Genomic DNA, 16,404 nt, shown 5'->3' on the forward strand with positions numbered 1-16,404 from the left:
GTGCGTGAATGTGCGCGAGCGCGGGCCCCGGAGCACCACAGATGGACCTCAGTCAATTCACCCAGGCCTTCTTCGTCGAAGCCATCGAGCTGCTGGCGGAGATGGAGCAGCTCTTGCTCGACCTCGACGTCGAGGCGCCCGACGGCGAGCAGCTCAACGCCATCTTCCGCGCGGCGCACTCCATCAAGGGCGGCGCGGCCACGTTCGGTTTCACCGCCTTGACCCACACCACGCACGTGCTCGAAACGCTGCTGGACAGGGCCCGCCACGGGCAGCTGCACCTGAGCGCTCCGATGATCGATGCCTTTCTGGAAACGAAGGACGCCTTGCAAGAACAACTCACCGCCTACCAGGCCGGCAAGGAGCCGGACGCCGAGAGGGTCGCCCACATCTGCGGCGTGCTGCAGCAGCTGGCGATGGAGAACAACGCCGCCGCCGCACCGGTGCCGGCACCCGCGCCCGCACCGGCGCCTGTCGTGCAAGCCGCTGCGCCGGCCGATGAAGGTGGCAGCAGCAGCGACGGCGTGCTGGTCGTGCGCTTCGCGCGCCTGTCCGACAGCGAATGCGAGCTGCTCGCCGGCGAGCTGACCAACCTGGGCACCGTGCTGACGCGCACGCGCAGCAACGACCAGCTGACCGTGCGGCTGGCCACCACCTGCGACCCCGACGACATCGTGGCCGTGTGCTGCTTCGTCATCGACGAATCGCAGATCGACATCACGCGCGAAGTGGCCGACGTTGCCCCACCCGTGGTCGCAGTGGCAGAACCCGTCGTGCAGCAACCCGTCGCACCGGCCCCCGTGCCGGCCGCGGCCGTGCCCGCCGGCGCCAAGGAATCCAGCTCCATCCGCGTCGACGTCGAGAAGGTCGACCAGCTCATCAACCTCGTGGGCGAGCTCGTCATCACGCAGTCGATGCTCACGCAGGCCGCGACCGTGCTCGACCCCGTGGCCTACGAGCGCTTCCTGAGCGGCCTGGGCCACCTGGAGCGCAACGCGCGCGACCTGCAGGAATCCGTGATGTCCATCCGCATGATGCCGATGGACTATGTGTTCAGCCGCTTCCCGCGCGTGATCCGCGACGTGAGCGCCAAGCTCGGCAAGCAGGTGCGCCTGGACACCTACGGCAAGGAGACCGAGCTCGACAAGGGCCTCATCGAACGCATCGTCGATCCGCTCACGCACCTGGTGCGCAACAGCCTGGACCACGGCATCGAGGCCCCCGAGGTGCGCCTGGCCAAGGGCAAGGACGCCACCGGCCAGCTGCTGCTGTCGGCGCAGCACCACGGCGGCAACATCGTGATCGAGGTGAGCGACGACGGCGCGGGCCTGAACCGCGAGCGCATCCTCGACAAGGCGCGCCAGCAGGGCCTGCCGGTGAACGACGCCATGCCCGACGAAGAGGTGTGGCAGCTGATCTTCGCGCCCGGCTTCTCCACGGCCGAGCAGGTCACCGACATTTCGGGGCGCGGCGTGGGCATGGACGTGGTCAAGCGCAACATCCAGGAGATGGGCGGCCATGTCGAGATTCATTCGCGCGGCGGCCAGGGCACGTCCACGCGCATCGTGCTGCCGCTCACGCTGGCCATCCTCAACGGCATGTCGGTGCGCGTGGGCAGCGAGGCGTACATCCTGCCGCTGAGCTACGTGATCGAGTCGCTGCAGCCGCTGCCGGAGCACCTGCATTCCATCACCGCCGACGGCCACGTGATCCGCGTGCGCGGCGAGTACCTGCCGCTCATCGAGCTGCACCGCGTGTTCGACGTGGCAGGCGCGCAGACGCAGCCCACGCAGGGCATCCTGGTGATCGTGCAGGCCGACGACAGCCGCTTCGCGCTGCTGGTCGACGAGCTGCTCGGCCAGCACCAGGTGGTGGTGAAGAACCTGGAGACCAACTACCGCAAGGTGCCGGGCATCTCGGCCGCCACCATCGTGGGTGACGGCAGCGTGGCCTTCATCGTCGACGTGGGCGCGATGCCGCGCATCCAGCGCGCGCAGGCCGCCAGCGCGGCGGCCCTGGCGGGCGCCGCGCGCCGCTCCGACGCGCTGGCTTCCTGATCCCGACGCGAGGGACGGCCGCATGAGGTTCGATTTCTTCCGGCGCCCCGGCGTCGACGGCAACGGGGCGCAAGCCGACACAACGCCCGCCATCACGCCCGCCGTGGGTGCCGACGGCCACGTGGCCTACGCCATGCTGCTGGACGGCAAGCGCCGCGTGGTCGGCTACCGCATGGCCTGGCGCGCGGTGGGGCAAGGCACCGACGCGGGTGCGGCGGCTGGCGTCAAGGCGCTCATGGACACGCTGGGCCTGCACCTGAATCCGGGCGGCCACGGTTGGCTGCTGGGCGCACAGATGGTGTTCGTCGACGTCACCGTCGATGCGCTGTTCCAGAGCGAGCTGCAGTCGCTGCCGCCTCGCAACGTCGTGCTGTGCATGAAGGCCGACGAGCTGATGGACGCCGACATGCGCTCCATCCTGCTGTTCCTGCGCGAGCAGGGCTTCGGCTTCATGCTGTGCGGCGGCGTCGCGCTGCCGGACGACGACGAACTGCGCGCCATCGTCACGCACCGCGAGGTGCTGCCTTCCCAGCTGGCGGACGTGTCGCCCGCCGGCCCCGCGCCCATCGCCGCGCGCGTGGCGAACTGGGCCGAGTTCGAGGCCTGCGCCGCACGCGGCGTGCAGGTCTTCGTCGACGGCGCCGTGCGCCTGCCGCCGGCGCGCGACAGCGCCGATGCGCTGCAGCCCGAGTCGCAGCTCATCGTGCACCTGATGCAGATGATCCTGCGCAACGAAGACGTGCGTGCCATCGAGGGCGCGCTCAAGCACGACGCGGCGCTCACCTACCGGCTGCTGCGCTACATCAACTCGCCCTCGGTCGGGCTGGCGGTCGAGATCCACTCGCTGCGCCATGCGGTCGCCATGCTGGGCTACTCGCCGCTGTACCGCTGGCTGTCGCTGCTGCTGGCCACCAGCAACAAGGTCAGCTCGCCCTTCATGATGAAGAAGGCCATCCTGCGCGGGCGCTTCGTCGAGCTGATGGGGCAGGGCATGCTGCCGCCCGGCGAGGCCGACAACCTGTTCGTGGCGGGCATGTTCTCGCTGCTCGACCAGCTGCTGGGCGTGCCCATGGAAGGCGTGCTGCGCAAGGTGCAGCTCACCGAGGCGGTGCAGCAGGCGATTCTGTCGCGCAGCGGCGTCTACGGCCCCTTCGTGGCGCTGGCCGAAAGCTGCGAGACCGACGACGGCCGCGCGGCGCGCCTGTCGGAGGCGCTCTTCCTGAGCGCCGCGCAGGTCAACGCCGCGCAGCTGTCGGCGCTGGTATGGGCGCTCGACGCCGGCCCGGCCGTGACCGCACCGCCCGCCTGACCCCCGGAAATGCAAGGCTTTTGCGCGTCTGATCGGCCGATTGGAAACGGCGGTTTCCGTGACCATTGAAAGTCACGCTTCCAGGCTGGCTGTGACGACCGAGTTCCACTTTACCGACCACGACTTCTCCAGAATCCGGACCCTCATCCATCGCCGCGCCGGCATCGCCCTGGGCGAGCAGAAGCGGCAGATGGTGTACAGCCGGCTGTCGCGGCGCCTGCGCGAGCTGCAGCTGCCGGCGTTCGCGCCGTACCTGGACCAGCTCGAGGCGCGCCACGACGGCGACGAGTGGCAGCTGTTCATCAACGCGCTCACCACCAACCTGACCTCGTTCTTTCGCGAGGCGCACCACTTTCCCACGCTGGCCGACCATGTGCGCAAGCGGCCGGGCCCGGTCACCGTGTGGTGCGCCGCCGCCTCGACGGGCGAGGAGCCGTACTCGATCGCCATCACGCTGATGGAAGCGCTGGGCGAGCGCGCGGGCTCGGCCCGCGTCATCGCCAGCGACATCGACACGGCGGTGCTGGCCAAGGCCGCCACCGGCGTCTTCACCACCGAGCAGGTGCGGCGCCTGTCGCCCGAGCGGCTGCGGCGCTTCTTCAACAAGGGCACCGGCACCAACGCCGGCAAGGTGCGCGTGCGCCCCGAGGTGGCCACGCTGGTGAAGTTCTCGCGCGTCAACCTGCTGGACAGCGCCTGGTCGGTGAAGGAGCCGGTCGACGCGATCTTCTGCCGCAACGTGATGATCTATTTCGACAAGCCGACGCAGAAGAAGGTGCTCGACCGCTTCGCGCCGCTGCTCAAGCCGGGCGGCCTGCTGTTCGCCGGGCATTCCGAGAACGCCTCGCTCGTCAACCCGGCCTTCCGCCCGCTGGGGCAGACGGTGTACGAGCTGTCGCGCACACCGGGCCTCGCATGAGCCTGGCGAGCCACCACTACTTCGACCGCGATGTCGGGCGCATGGCCGTCAAGCTGCTGCCTTCCGAGTACTACGTGACCACCGACCACACCGTGCTGAGCACCGTGCTCGGCTCCTGCGTGGCCGCCTGCCTGCACGACGCGCAGGCGGGCGTGGCCGGCATGAACCACTTCATGCTGCCCGACGACGGCGAGCCCGGTGGCGGCTCGATGCGCTACGGCGCCTTCGCCATGGACGTGCTGGTGCGCGAGTTGGTGCGCGCGGGCGCGCGGCGCGAGCGGCTGCAGGCCAAGGTGTTCGGCGGCGGCGCCGTGCTGGCCGGCATGACCACGCTCAACATCGGCGACCGCAACGCCGACTTCGTGCTGCGCTACCTGGAGGCGGAACGCATCGAAGTGGCGGCGCAGGACCTGCGCGGGCCGCATGCGCGCCGCGTGTGCTTCCTGCCCGAGAGCGGCAAGGCCGTGGTGCGCCGCCTGCGCGCACAGACCGAGGTGCTGCGGGTGCGCCGCGACGAAGGCGAACTGCTGCGCCGGCTGTCGGTGCCCGCCGCGCCGCACGAGATCGACAGAACCAAAGGAAGCCGGTGAGCCTGCCAAGCAAGAAAAAGATCAAGGTGCTCTGCGTCGACGATTCGGCGCTGATCCGCAGCGTGATGACCGAGATCATCAACAGCCAGAGCGACATGACCGTGGTCGGCACCGCGGCCGACCCGCTGGTGGCGCGCGACCTCATCAAGGTCACGAACCCCGACGTGCTCACGCTCGACGTGGAAATGCCGCGCATGGACGGCCTGGAGTTTCTCGAGAAGCTCATGCGCCTGCGGCCGATGCCGGTGGTCATGGTGTCCTCGCTCACCGAGCGCGGCTCGGAGATCGCGCTGCGCGCGCTGGAGCTGGGCGCCATCGACTTCGTGACCAAGCCGCGCCTGGGCGTGCGCGACGGCCTGCTCAACTACACCGAGCTCATCGCCGGCAAGATCCGCACGGCCGCCAGTGCGCGGCTGCTGCCCGCGCGCCCAGCGGCCACGGCGGCGCGGCCCGCGCACGAGGCCGCGCCCGAGGCGCTGCTGCGCAGCCCGCTGCTGAGCACCGAGAAGCTGCTCATCATCGGCGCCTCCACCGGCGGCACCGAGGCCATCCGCGAGGTGCTGCAGCCGCTGCCGCCCGACGCGCCCGCGGTGCTCATCGCGCAGCACATGCCGGCCGGTTTCACGCGCTCCTTCGCGCAGCGCCTGGACGGCCTGTGCCGCATCCGCGTGAAAGAGGCGGAGCAGGGCGAGCGCGTGCTGCCGGGCCATGCCTACATCGCGCCGGGCGGCTTTCACCTGTCGCTGGCGCGCAGCGGCGCCAACTACGTGGCGCACCTGGACCAGGAGCCGCCCGTGAACCGCCACCGGCCGTCGATCGACGTGCTGTTCGATTCGGCCGCCAAGCACGCGGGCAAGAACGCCATCGGGATCATCCTCACCGGCATGGGCAAGGACGGCGCCGAGGGCCTGCTGCGCATGCGGCGCGCGGGCGCGCACACGCTGGCGCAGGACGAGGCCAGCTGCGTGGTCTTCGGCATGCCGCGCGAGGCGGTGGCGCTGGGCGCGGTGGACGAGGTGTCGCCGCTGAACGAGATCAGTCGCCGCGTGATGGCGCACCTTCGCACGTTCGGTGAACGTGCGAACCGGGTATGACGAGTTTGAACAACGACCTGTGGAGCTGGAAAAAATCGTGATCGACAAGAGCATCAAGATCCTGGTGGTGGATGACTTCCCGACCATGCGGCGCATCGTGCGCAACCTGTTGAAGGAGCTGGAGTTCCTCAACGTCGACGAGGCCGAGGACGGCGTGGCCGGCCTGGAGAAGCTGCGCGGCGGCAGCTTCGGCTTCGTGGTGTCCGACTGGAACATGCCCAACATGGATGGCCTGACCATGCTGCAGACCATCCGCGCCGACCCCGAGCTGAAGACGCTGCCGGTGCTGATGGTCACGGCCGAGGCCAAGAAGGAGAACATCGTCGCGGCCGCGCAGGCCGGCGCCAACGGCTACGTGGTGAAGCCTTTCACCGCGGCGACGCTGGAAGAGAAGATCACCAAGATCTTCGAGAAGCTGGCCAAGGCATGAGCCAGGACACCCCGGGCGCGGTGGACGCCACCAACAACACCACCGAGGAACTGCTGGGCCGCATCGGCCACCTCACGCGCCAGCTGCGCGAAGGCCTGCGCGAGCTGGGCCTGGACAAGCAGGTGGCCAAGGCCGCGCAGGCCATTCCCGATGCGCGCGACCGCCTCAACTACGTGGCGGCCACCACCGAGCGCGCCGCGCACCGCGCGCTCAACGCCATCGACGTGGCGCAGCCGCTGCAGGAAGCCCTGGCCACCGACGCCAAGGCCCTGACGCAGCGCTGGGACCAATGGTTCGAGAACCCGATCGAACTCGACCAGGCGCGCGAGCTCGTGCTGGACACGCGCGGCTACCTGAACGACGTGCCCCAGCGCGCCAGCGCCATCAACACGCAGCTCATGGAGATCCTGATGGCGCAGGACTTCCAGGACCTCACCGGCCAGGTCATCAAGAAGATGATGGAAGTCGTGAACGATGTCGAGACGCAGCTGCTGCAGGTGCTCATCGACAACTCGCCGCCCGAGAAGCGCCACGAGGCCGTGCAGAGCCTGCAGAACGGGCCGCAGGTGAAGCCCGGCAACCCCGACGCCGTGACCGACCAGGCGCAGGTCGACGACCTGCTCGAAAGCCTGGGTTTCTGAGCCGCTTGCAGCCTGCTTGATTGGCCGAATTGCAGGGCGATACCGGCCCTGATCGGCAGATTGTTCCGCACCACCGGATCCAATAATTTGGTTCTGGGCAAGGCGTACTTCGCCAGTGCTGGTTCGGAGCATGAATGGCTGAGGAAAGCGATCTCGAGAAAACGGAACCCGCCTCCGAGCGGCGCCTGGAGAAGGCGCGCGAGGAAGGCAACGTGGCCCGTTCGCGCGAGCTCACCACCTTCGTCATGCTCGCCACCGCGAGCGCCGGCCTGTGGCTGGCGGGCGAGTCGCTCGGCGCGAGCCTGAGCGGCGCGCTGCGACGCGGCCTGCAGTTCGAACGCGCCAGCGCCTTCGACCCCGCGCACATGCTCTCGCAGAGCGGGCTCATGGTGCTGCACGCACTCATGGCCATCGGGCCGCTGTTCGCCATGATGGTCGTCGCGGCCGTGGCCGCGCCGCTGATGCTCGGCGGCTGGATGTTCTCCGGCAAGGCCGTTGCACCCAACTTCGGCAAGCTCAATCCCCTGGCCGGCATCGGCCGCATGGTCTCGGCGCAGGCGCTGGCCGAACTCGTGAAGGCGCTGGCCAAGTCGGCGCTCATCGGCGGCGTGGCGTGGTGGGTCATCGTGGACGACATCGAGGCCGTGATGGCGCTCATGTCGCAGCCCGCGCACGAGGCGCTGCCGCACGCGCTGGTGCTGGTGGCCAAGCACTGCGCGCTCATCGCCGCCACGCTCTTTCTCGTCGCGCTCGTCGACGTGCCGTTCCAGCTCTGGAACTACTACCGCAAGCTGCGCATGTCGCGCGAGGACGTGCGCCAGGAGCACAAGGAAAGCGAAGGCGATCCGCACATCAAGGCGCAGATCCGCCGGCAACAGCAGCAGATGGCGCGCCGCCGCATGATGGCTGAGGTGCCCAAGGCCGACATCGTGCTCACCAACCCGACGCACTTCGCCGTCGCGCTGCAGTACCTGGACAGCGACATGCGCGCGCCCCGCGTGGTGGCCAAGGGCACCGAGCTGGTGGCCGCGCGCATCCGCGAGATGGCGAAGGAGCACAAGGTCGCGATCCTGGAGGCGCCCCCGCTCACGCGCGCGCTGTACCGGCACACGAAGCTGGGCGAGGAGATTCCGGCCGGGCTGTACACGGCCGTGGCCGAGGTGCTGGCCTGGGTGTACCAGCTCAAGCGATGGAACAGCGAGGGCGGCGAGGCGCCGCGCACGCCGACCGACCTGCCGGTGCCGGCCGACCTGCAGTATTCGCCGGCGGTGGCATGAACGGACTGAACGACCTGATGCGCCTGCCGGCGCGGATCTTCTCCGGCTCGCAGTTCAAGGGCCTGGCGGGCCCGATCCTCATCATCCTCATCCTGAGCATGATGGTGCTGCCGCTGCCGCCCTTCCTGCTCGACCTGCTGTTCACCTTCAACATCGCGCTGTCGGTGATGGTGCTGCTGGTGAGCATGTACACCATGAAGGCGCTGGACTTCGCGGCCTTCCCGGCGGTGCTGCTGTTCTCGACGCTGCTGCGCCTGTCGCTCAACGTGGCCTCCACGCGCGTGGTGCTGATGCACGGCCACACCGGGCCCGACGCGGCCGGCAAGGTGATCGAGGCCTTCGGCCACTTCCTGGTGGGCGGCAACTTCGCGGTGGGCGTGATGGTGTTCATCATCCTCGTGCTCATCAACTTCATGGTGATCACCAAGGGCGCGGGCCGCATCGCCGAGGTGGGCGCGCGCTTCATGCTCGACGCCATGCCGGGCAAGCAGATGGCGATCGACGCCGACCTCAACGCCGGCTTGATCGGCGAGGAGATCGCCCGCAAGCGCCGCGCCGAGGTGGCGCAGGAGGCCGACTTCTACGGCTCGATGGACGGCGCCAGCAAGTTCGTGCGCGGCGACGCCATCGCGGGCCTGCTGATCATGGTGATCAACATCATCGGCGGGCTGGTGGTCGGCATGCTGCAGCATGGGCTCGACTTCTCCACGGCCGGCAAGACCTACACGCTGCTGGCCATCGGCGACGGCCTGGTGGCGCAGATTCCGGCGCTGGTGATCTCCACCGCGGCCGGCGTGATCGTCTCGCGCGTGACCACCGACGAGGACGTGGGCAGCCAGCTCACGGGCCAGCTCTTTTCCAACCCGCAGGTGCTGTTCCTCACGGCCGGCATCGTCGGCCTGCTGGGCATGATCCCGGGCATGCCGAACCTGGCCTTCCTGCTGATCGCGGGCGGCCTGGTGTGGCTCGGCAAGCGGCTGGTGCAGCGCAAGCCGCAGGCCGCCGCGCAACAGGCCGCCGCGGCCGCCGCCACGCAGGGGGCGGGCGTGCCCGCCTCGGCCGAGCAGGCCGAAGCCACCTGGGACGACGTGGCGATGGTCGACCCGCTGGGCATGCAGGTCGGCTACCGGCTGATCCCGCTGGTGGACCAGTCGCAGCAGGGCGAGCTGCTGGGCCGCATCAAGAGCATCCGCAAGAAGATCGCGCAGGAGCTGGGCTTCCTGGTGCCGGTGGTCCACATCCGCGACAACCTGGAGATCAAGCCCAACGCCTACGTCATCAGCCTGAAGGACGTGGAGATCGGCCGCGGCGAAGCTTTTCCCAACCAGTGGATGGCGATCAACCCCGGCCAGGTGACGGGCACGCTGACCGGCACGCCCACGCGCGACCCGGCCTTCGGCCTGGAGGCCACCTGGATCGACGGCAGCCTGCGCCAGCAGGCGCAGGTGTACGGCTACACCGTGGTCGATGCCTGCACCGTGATGGCCACGCACCTGAACCACCTGATCCACACCCACGCGGCCGAGCTGCTGGGCCGCCAGGAAGTGCAGCAGCTGCTCGACCAGATCGCCAAGACCGCGCCCAAGCTCACCGAAGACCTGGTGCCCAAGGTGCTGTCGCTGAGCACGCTGCACAAGGTGCTGCAGAACCTGCTCGACGAAGAGGTGCCGATCCGCGACATGCGCACCATCCTCGACGTGATGGCCGAGCACGCGCCGACGGTGAAAGACCCGACCGAGCTCACCACGCTCACGCGCCTGGCGCTGGGCCGCGCCATCACGCAGCAGCTGTTCCCGGGCGACGAAGAGATGCAGGTGATCGGCCTGGACGGCTCGCTCGACAGCGTGCTGCAGCAGGCCCTGAACAACAGCAGCGGCATCGAGCCGGGCATTGCCGACAACCTGCTCAAGCAGGCACAGGCCGCCATGGTGCGCCAGGAGCAGATGGGGCTGGCGCCGGTGCTGGTCGTGCAGCACGCGCTGCGCGTGCTGCTGTCGCGCTTCTTGCGGCGCAGCCTGCCGCAGCTCAAGGTGCTCTCGCACGCCGAGATCCCTGACGCCCGGACCATCAAGATCACCGCCGCCATTGGAGGACGAGCCGTTTGAACCCCCAGACCGACGTGCGCACCACCGCACGCAAATTCGTCGCCGCCACCGGCCGCGAGGCCCTGCGCCTGGTGCGCGAATCGCTCGGCGCCGAGGCCATCGTGCTCACGCACCGCGCCACCGCGCAGGGCGTCGAGATCGTCGCCATGGCCGAGGGCGATGTGCAGCAGACGGTGCAGGCCGCGGTGCCCGCAGTCGTGCCTGCCACGGCCGCACCGGCCGACCCTACCGTGCTCAGCGAACTCCATTCGATGCGCGGCATGATCGAGGAACAGCTCGCCAGCGTGGTCTGGAGCGACAGCCAGCGCCGCGACCCGGTGCGCGGGCGCCTGCTGCGCACGCTGCTGGGCGCCGGCTTCAGCGCGCGCCTGTCGAAGGCCATGCTCGAGAAGCTGCCCACGGGCCAGAGCTACGCCGACGGCATGGCCTTCGTGCGCTCCGAGCTCGTGCGCGCGGTGCCGGTGCATGAAGACGAGGACGCGCTGTTCGCGCAGGGCGGCGTCTATGCCTTGATGGGCCCGACCGGCGTCGGCAAGACCACCACCACCGCCAAGCTGGCCGCGCGCTGCGTGATGCGCTTCGGCGCCGACAAGCTCGCGCTCGTGACCACCGACAGCTACCGCATCGGCGCCTACGAGCAGCTGCGCATCTACGGCCAGATCCTCAACGTGCCGGTGCATGCCGTGAAGGACGCGGCCGACCTGCAGCTGGTGCTGCACGACCTGCGCGATCGGCACATGGTGCTCATCGACACCGTCGGCATGAGCCAGCGCGATCGCGCCGTGCCCGAGCAGATCGCCATGCTCGGCAGCAGCCAGCGGCCGGTGAAGCGGCTGCTGCTGCTCAACGCCACCAGCCACGGCGACACGCTCAACGAGGTGGTGCACGCCTACCGCCAGGGCCATGCGCTGGCGGGCTGCATCTTCACCAAGGTCGACGAGGCCACGCACCCGGGCGCGCTGATCGACACCGTGATCCGCCACCGCCTGCCGGTGCACTACATCTCGGGCGGCCAGAAGGTGCCCGAGAACCTGGTGCGCGCCGACCGCGTGCAGCTGATCGACAGCGTGTTCCAGCCGCGCCAGCGCAGCCCGCTCTTCGTGCCGGCCGAAGCCGACCTGCCCGACGAGGCCGCGCCTTCGCCGCAAGCGCAGGGCGAGACCGATCGCCTGCGCCTGCGCTACCAGAGCCTGATCCGTGCGATGGCGCACGACGCGCAGGAGCTGGCGACGACCGCAGGCGCGCTGGCCGGTGCGCACATCGGCTTCGATGGCGCGCGCACGCTGTGGCGTCAGGCCGGTGACGAGGCCGTCGATGCCAAGGCCGTGCTGCACGAGCTGTCGGCGTTCGCGCGCGGCGAGGTGGCTACGGGATGCGACACCCATGTGCTCGCGCTGGCCGGGCAGGTGGGCCTGCGCGCGACCGACAGCGGCGACGCCTACGTGTGCCACGGCAGCCTGCTGCTGTCGGACCGCAGCGGCCTGCCGCTGGCGGCACCGAACCAGTGGCTTTCGACCGCTGCGGCGCGCCAGTCGGCCGCGCCGGGCCAGCGTCAGGCGCAGTGGCTGGGGCAGCAAGATTTCGGCAAACGATTGGTGCACGTGCTGGGCAAGCCGCCGGCCGTCGAACAGATGCTGGCGTGGCAGGCCGAAGGCACGCAGTGGCTGGCGCGCGCGCCGGGCAGCACGGCTGTGACGGATGCGCACACCGGCGCCGCGACCACGCTCGCACGTCTGGCGTTTGCGTTCGACGACGCAACGGAACGGCCCGTGCGCTATCGCGGCAAGGCCGCGCTGCAATGCGAAGCGCAGGTCGAGGTGTTGCCGCGCACCGCCATCGACCGCGACACCCTGCCCACGCTGCGCTGCGTCGCCGTGCGCGTGGTCGATGCGCGCAGCCGCAAGCTGCTGTCGCAGACCTGCGTGCTCACCAACGTGGGCGACGAAGTGAGCGCACCGCAGCTCGCGCAATGGCAGGGCTGGGCCGCCGACGCCGAGCCGTGCTTCCGCCTGCTGCGCGACGGCGTGCAGCTCGTGGGCGGCATGGGCGAACCGGGTGACCCGCACATGATGAAGCGCCTGCTCGTCGCCGGCCAGGTCACGACCACCGTGTGGCGCCTGCTGCAGACCGAGGGCGAATGGGCCGACCGCACGCGCCTGCTGCTGGGCCAGCTCACGGGCCGCGCCACGCGCGCCGGCCGCGCGCTGACGGGCGGCGCGCTGTACGCGGGCGTGGGCAAGCTGTTCCTGCTGCTCGATGCACTGGGCACCGAATCGGCAGCGCCCGCCCAAGCGCCGCGCGCGCTGGAACGCCAAGGCTGAAGGTCATGAGCGCACGCGTCACGGACCAGGCCGACGGGCTGCGCCGGCTGCTCGGGCAGGCGCCGGTGCGCGTCGTCGCCGTCGCGGGCATGGGCCCCGGCGCGGGCGCGACCACGGCCGCGATGAGCCTGGGCGCGGCGCTGGCGCAGCAGGGCAAGGACGTGCTGCTGCTCGATGAGCATCATCCGAAGGGGCGCTCGGTGTGCGATGTGTGGGCGCTGGCCCCTCGCGGAACGCTGGGCGATGTGGCGAGTCGGCGGTTGCGCATCGACCAGGCCGCAGCGAGCGCGGTGTGCGGTGTGCAGGTGCTGCCCGCGTCGCCCGGCGTGACCATCGACCCGCGCACGCTGTGGCCGCGCGGCATCGTGCTCGTCGATGCGGCCTTCGACGACGAAGGCTGCCTGTCGCCGCTGGCGCAGGGCGCCGACGAACTGCTGCTCGTGTTGCAACCGCACCCGGCAGCCATCACCTCGGCCTACGCGGGCATCAAGCGCCTGCACCGTGCGCATGCGCTGAAGCAGCTGCGCTTCCTGCTCAACGGCGTGGCCGATGCGGGCACCGCGCAGCAGGTCATGCACAACCTCGCGCAGGCCGCCAGCCGCTACCTCGCGCTGTCGCTGCTGCCCGTGGGCTGGGTGCGCACCGACCCTTGGCTTTCTGATGCAGCGCGGCTGCGCCAGACCGTGGTCGAGGCCTTTCCGGCCAGCGCGGCGGCGGTCGATTTCCGCGCCATCGCCGACGACATGGGCCGCTGGACCTGGCGCACGCCCGCGCGGCCGGCCGTGTTCCCGCAGGCGCTCGCGGCCTGAGGCACGACCACGAGGACGGACGGCCGTGTACACCGCACAGGGCACCATCGAGAAATCGCATCTGCTGGAACAGCACCAGCCGCTGGTGCGCCGCATCGCGCTGCAGATGATGGCGCGGCTTCCGGCCAGCGTGGAGCTGGACGACCTGATCCAGGCCGGCATGCTCGGCCTGCTCGATGCGTCGAGCCGCTACCAGGACCACCGCGGCGCGCAGTTCGAGACCTTCGTCAGCCAGCGCATCCGCGGCGCCATGCTCGACGAGCTGCGCGCCAGCGACTGGGGTTCGCGCGGGCTGCGCCAGTCGGCGCGCGGCATTGAAAAAGCGATCCAGGCGCTGGGCCACCGGCTGGGCCGTGCGCCCACCGAAGGCGAGATCGCGAAGGAGCTGAAGGTCGACCTGGACACCTACCAGTCGATGCTGCAGGACATCCAGGGCTGCCAGCTGCTGTATGTGGAAGACTTCGCCAAGGGCGACCCCGACAACCCTTTTCTCGACCTGCATGCGCAAGAGGCGCGCAAGGGGTGCGGCGACTTCGACGACCCGCTGGCGCGCCTGCTCGAAAGCGGCTTTCGCCACCAGCTGGTGGACGCCATTGGCGCGCTGCCCGAGCGCGACCAGCTGCTGCTCAAGCTCTACTACGAGGAAGAGCTGAACCTGCGCGAGATCGGCGCGGTGCTCGAAGTGAGCCAGTCGCGCGTGTGCCAGCTGCACGGGCAGGCGGTGAGCCGGCTGCGTGCAAAGCTGAAGGATTCTCTGTAGAGAACCTCAGCTGGCGTAGCGCGCGTCAAGCGCATCGAGCTCGGGCTTGCGCACCAGCCGCTGCCGTTCGGCGAAGGGCGCGACCAGTGACGGGTCTTCGTCCATGCGCCGCGTGTCGCGCAGCACCGTGAGCGCCTTCTGCATGCCGGCCAGCGCGCCCTGCAGCGCGGCGTTGGCGTACAGCACGATGCCGTAGCCCAGGCCGCCGAGCTCCTCGGCGCCGAAGATCGGCGTCTTGCCACCGATCACCATGTTCATGAGCTGGGGCTTGTGCAGGCGCTGCGGCAGCGCGCGAATCTCGTCTGCCGTGGTCACGGCTTCGACGAACAGGATGTCGGCGCCGGCCTCGCTGAACTTCTGCGCGCGCTCGATCGCGGCCTCGAAGCCCAGCGTCGCCGCCGCGTCGGTGCGGGCCATGATGAGCAGGTCGGGGTCGGTGCGGGCATCGACAGCGGCCTTGATCTTGTTGACCGCTTCCTCGGTGGAGATCACCTCCTTGCCCGAGAAATGGCCGCAGCGCTTGGGCGCGACCTGGTCCTCGAACTGGATGCAGTCGGCGCCCGCGCGTTCCAGCACGCGCACCGTGTGGCGCACGTTCAGCGCGTTGCCGAAGCCGGTGTCGGCGTCGACGATCAGCGGCAGGTTCACCGCGTCGCGGATGCGCGCCGTGTGGTCGGCGATCTCGTGCAGGCCCATGAAGCCCTGGTCGGGCAGGCCGAACCACATGTTCGTCACGCCCGCGCCGGTGACGTAGATGGCTTCGAAGCCCAGGTCTTCGATGACGCGCGCCGACAGCGCGTTGAAGGCGCCCGGCACCAGCACGCCGCGGCGGGCCTCGGCCAGGGAACGGAGGGTCTTGCGAGTCGACATAGGAATTTCCTGTGAATGGATCTGAAAGCTCAAAGGGTGTCGCCGGGCACGCGGACCCAGCCTTCCATCAGTACGCGGGCGCTGCGGCTCATGACGGCCTTGGTGACCTGCCATTCGCCATCTACCTGCTGCGCCTGCGCGCCCACGCGCAAGGTGCCCGAGGGGTGGCCGAAGCGCACGGCCTCGCGCGCGCCGCCGCCGGCCGCGAGGTTCACCAGCGTGCCGGGAATGGCGGCGGCCGTGCCGATGGCCACGGCCGCCGTGCCCATCATGGCGTGGTGCAGCTTGCCCATCGACAGCGCGCGCACGAGCAGGTCGATGTCGCCGGCCGCCACGGCCTTGCCGCTCGATGCGGTGTAGCCGGCAGGCTTCGCCACGAAGGCGACCTTGGGCGTGTGCTGGCGGCTGGCCGCTTCGTCGAGCGTGCGGATGAGGCCCATGCGCAGTGCGCCGTGCGCGCGGACGGCTTCGAAGCGGGCGAGCGCGGCGGCGTCGCCGTTGATCGCATCCTGCAGCTCGGTGCCCGTGTAGCCAATGGCCTCGGCGTTCACGAAGACGGTGGGGATGCCGGCGTTGATCATCGTGGCCTGCAGCGTGCCGACGCCGGGCACCTCCAGGTCGTCGACGAGGTTCCCGGTCGGGAACATCGCGCCGCCCGCGCCGTCTTCCTCGGCGGCGGGGTCCATGAACTCGAGCTGCACCTCGGCCGCGGGGAAGGTCACGCCGTCGAGTTCGAAGTCGCCGGTCTCCTGCACCGCGCCGCCGGTCATCGGCACGTGCGCGACGATGGTCTTGCCGATGTTGGCTTGCCAGATGCGCACGACCGCCACGCCATCGCGCGGCACGCGTGCCGCATCGATGAGGCCGTTGCTGATCGCGAACGGGCCCACGGCCGACGAGAGGTTTCCGCAGTTGCCGCTCCAGTCGACGAAGGGCCGGTCGATCGACACCTGGCCGAACAGGTAGTCCACGTCGTGGCCGGGCCGTTCGCTCTTCGAGAGGATCACGGTCTTGCTGGTGCTCGACGTCGCGGCGCCCATGCCGTCGATCTGCTTGCCGTAGGGGTCGGGGCTGCCGATCACGCGCAGCAGCAGCGCGTCGCGCGCCGGGCCCGGCACCTGCGCGGCCTCGGGCAGGTCCTGCAGGCGGAAGAAAACGCCCTTGCTGGTGCCGCCGCGCATGTACGTGGCGGGGATCTTGATCTGCGGGGTGTGCGGCATCG

14 protein-coding genes are annotated in these 16,404 nt (G+C 69.8%); 12 read left to right on the forward strand and 2 right to left on the reverse strand.

Annotated features, from left to right (window positions below; translation table 11 throughout):
* Window positions 1-41 precede the first annotated feature (41 nt).
* The 12 genes from cheA (at window position 42) to AC07YS_RS05860 (ending at window position 14,312) form a co-directional block, all read left to right on the forward strand.
* Window positions 42-2,057, forward strand: coding sequence for a chemotaxis protein CheA (cheA, locus tag AC07YS_RS05805; RefSeq protein ID WP_495267321.1), 2,016 nt, complete (start codon window positions 42-44; stop codon window positions 2,055-2,057).
* A gap of 22 nt (window positions 2,058-2,079) precedes the next feature.
* Window positions 2,080-3,366: an EAL and HDOD domain-containing protein gene (locus tag AC07YS_RS05810; protein WP_495267320.1), complete on the forward strand. Its 1,287-nt coding sequence runs from the start codon at window positions 2,080-2,082 to the stop codon at window positions 3,364-3,366.
* 58 nt (window positions 3,367-3,424) lie between these two features.
* The gene (locus tag AC07YS_RS05815) at window positions 3,425-4,285 is read left to right on the forward strand and encodes a CheR family methyltransferase (protein ID WP_260685006.1); all 861 of its coding nucleotides are present in this window, start codon (window positions 3,425-3,427) and stop codon (window positions 4,283-4,285) included.
* Complete coding sequence (cheD, locus tag AC07YS_RS05820) at window positions 4,282-4,875, forward strand: chemoreceptor glutamine deamidase CheD (protein ID WP_062469392.1); 594 nt, start codon at window positions 4,282-4,284, stop codon at window positions 4,873-4,875. The genes AC07YS_RS05815 and cheD overlap by 4 nt, the downstream gene beginning before the upstream one ends.
* 2 nt (window positions 4,876-4,877) lie before the next feature.
* Complete coding sequence (locus tag AC07YS_RS05825; RefSeq protein ID WP_354343279.1) at window positions 4,878-5,969, forward strand: protein-glutamate methylesterase/protein-glutamine glutaminase; 1,092 nt, start codon at window positions 4,878-4,880, stop codon at window positions 5,967-5,969.
* Window positions 5,970-6,006: 37 nt separating this feature from the next.
* Window positions 6,007-6,399 (forward strand): chemotaxis response regulator CheY, encoded by a 393-nt coding sequence (cheY, locus tag AC07YS_RS05830; protein ID WP_056582361.1) that lies wholly within the window; start codon window positions 6,007-6,009, stop codon window positions 6,397-6,399.
* Window positions 6,396-7,040, forward strand: coding sequence for a protein phosphatase CheZ (gene cheZ / locus AC07YS_RS05835; RefSeq protein WP_495267319.1), 645 nt, complete (start codon window positions 6,396-6,398; stop codon window positions 7,038-7,040). The genes cheY and cheZ overlap by 4 nt, the downstream gene beginning before the upstream one ends.
* A gap of 134 nt (window positions 7,041-7,174) precedes the next feature.
* On the forward strand, window positions 7,175-8,317 hold the full coding sequence (flhB, locus tag AC07YS_RS05840; protein WP_095946641.1) for a flagellar biosynthesis protein FlhB: 1,143 nt from the start codon (window positions 7,175-7,177) through the stop codon (window positions 8,315-8,317).
* Complete coding sequence (flhA, locus tag AC07YS_RS05845) at window positions 8,314-10,422, forward strand: flagellar biosynthesis protein FlhA (protein ID WP_495267318.1); 2,109 nt, start codon at window positions 8,314-8,316, stop codon at window positions 10,420-10,422. The genes flhB and flhA overlap by 4 nt, the downstream gene beginning before the upstream one ends.
* Window positions 10,419-12,743 carry a flagellar biosynthesis GTPase FlhF gene (gene flhF / locus AC07YS_RS05850; protein WP_495267317.1) on the forward strand — a complete coding sequence of 775 codons (2,325 nt, stop codon included), beginning with the start codon at window positions 10,419-10,421 and terminating at the stop codon, window positions 12,741-12,743. The genes flhA and flhF overlap by 4 nt, the downstream gene beginning before the upstream one ends.
* 5 nt (window positions 12,744-12,748) lie before the next feature.
* Window positions 12,749-13,552, forward strand: coding sequence for a MinD/ParA family ATP-binding protein (locus tag AC07YS_RS05855; protein ID WP_495267316.1), 804 nt, complete (start codon window positions 12,749-12,751; stop codon window positions 13,550-13,552).
* Between the two features lie 25 nt (window positions 13,553-13,577).
* Window positions 13,578-14,312 carry an RNA polymerase sigma factor FliA gene (locus tag AC07YS_RS05860; protein ID WP_495267315.1) on the forward strand — a complete coding sequence of 245 codons (735 nt, stop codon included), beginning with the start codon at window positions 13,578-13,580 and terminating at the stop codon, window positions 14,310-14,312.
* 6 nt (window positions 14,313-14,318) lie between these two features.
* Here AC07YS_RS05860 and AC07YS_RS05865 read toward each other — a convergent pair whose 3' ends face one another.
* Window positions 14,319-15,182: an isocitrate lyase/PEP mutase family protein gene (locus AC07YS_RS05865; protein ID WP_095744092.1), complete on the reverse strand. Its 864-nt coding sequence runs from the start codon at window positions 15,180-15,182 to the stop codon at window positions 14,319-14,321.
* 29 nt (window positions 15,183-15,211) lie between these two features.
* On the reverse strand, window positions 15,212-16,402 hold the full coding sequence (gene prpF, locus AC07YS_RS05870) for a 2-methylaconitate cis-trans isomerase PrpF (protein ID WP_495267314.1): 1,191 nt from the start codon (window positions 16,400-16,402) through the stop codon (window positions 15,212-15,214).
* Window positions 16,403-16,404: the final 2 nt, after the last annotated feature.

The sequence above is a fragment of the Variovorax sp. GW458-11-26-14-LB1 genome, from assembly GCF_059423965.1.

Bases quoted from the DNA above. Each gene is read 5' to 3' on its own strand.
- cheA (WP_495267321.1), top strand. From the start codon at position 42: ATGGACCTCAGTCAATTCACCCAGGCCTTCTTCGTCGAAGCCATCGAG.
- AC07YS_RS05810 (WP_495267320.1), top strand. From the start codon at position 2,080: ATGAGGTTCGATTTCTTCCGGCGCCCCGGCGTCGACGGCAACGGGGCG.
- cheD (WP_062469392.1), top strand. From the start codon at position 4,282: ATGAGCCTGGCGAGCCACCACTACTTCGACCGCGATGTCGGGCGCATG.
- cheZ (WP_495267319.1), top strand. From the start codon at position 6,396: ATGAGCCAGGACACCCCGGGCGCGGTGGACGCCACCAACAACACCACC.
- flhB (WP_095946641.1), top strand. From the start codon at position 7,175: ATGGCTGAGGAAAGCGATCTCGAGAAAACGGAACCCGCCTCCGAGCGG.
- flhA (WP_495267318.1), top strand. From the start codon at position 8,314: ATGAACGGACTGAACGACCTGATGCGCCTGCCGGCGCGGATCTTCTCC.
- AC07YS_RS05855 (WP_495267316.1), top strand. From the start codon at position 12,749: ATGAGCGCACGCGTCACGGACCAGGCCGACGGGCTGCGCCGGCTGCTC.
- AC07YS_RS05865 (WP_095744092.1), bottom strand. From the start codon at position 15,182: ATGTCGACTCGCAAGACCCTCCGTTCCCTGGCCGAGGCCCGCCGCGGC.
- prpF (WP_495267314.1), bottom strand. From the start codon at position 16,402: ATGCCGCACACCCCGCAGATCAAGATCCCCGCCACGTACATGCGCGGC.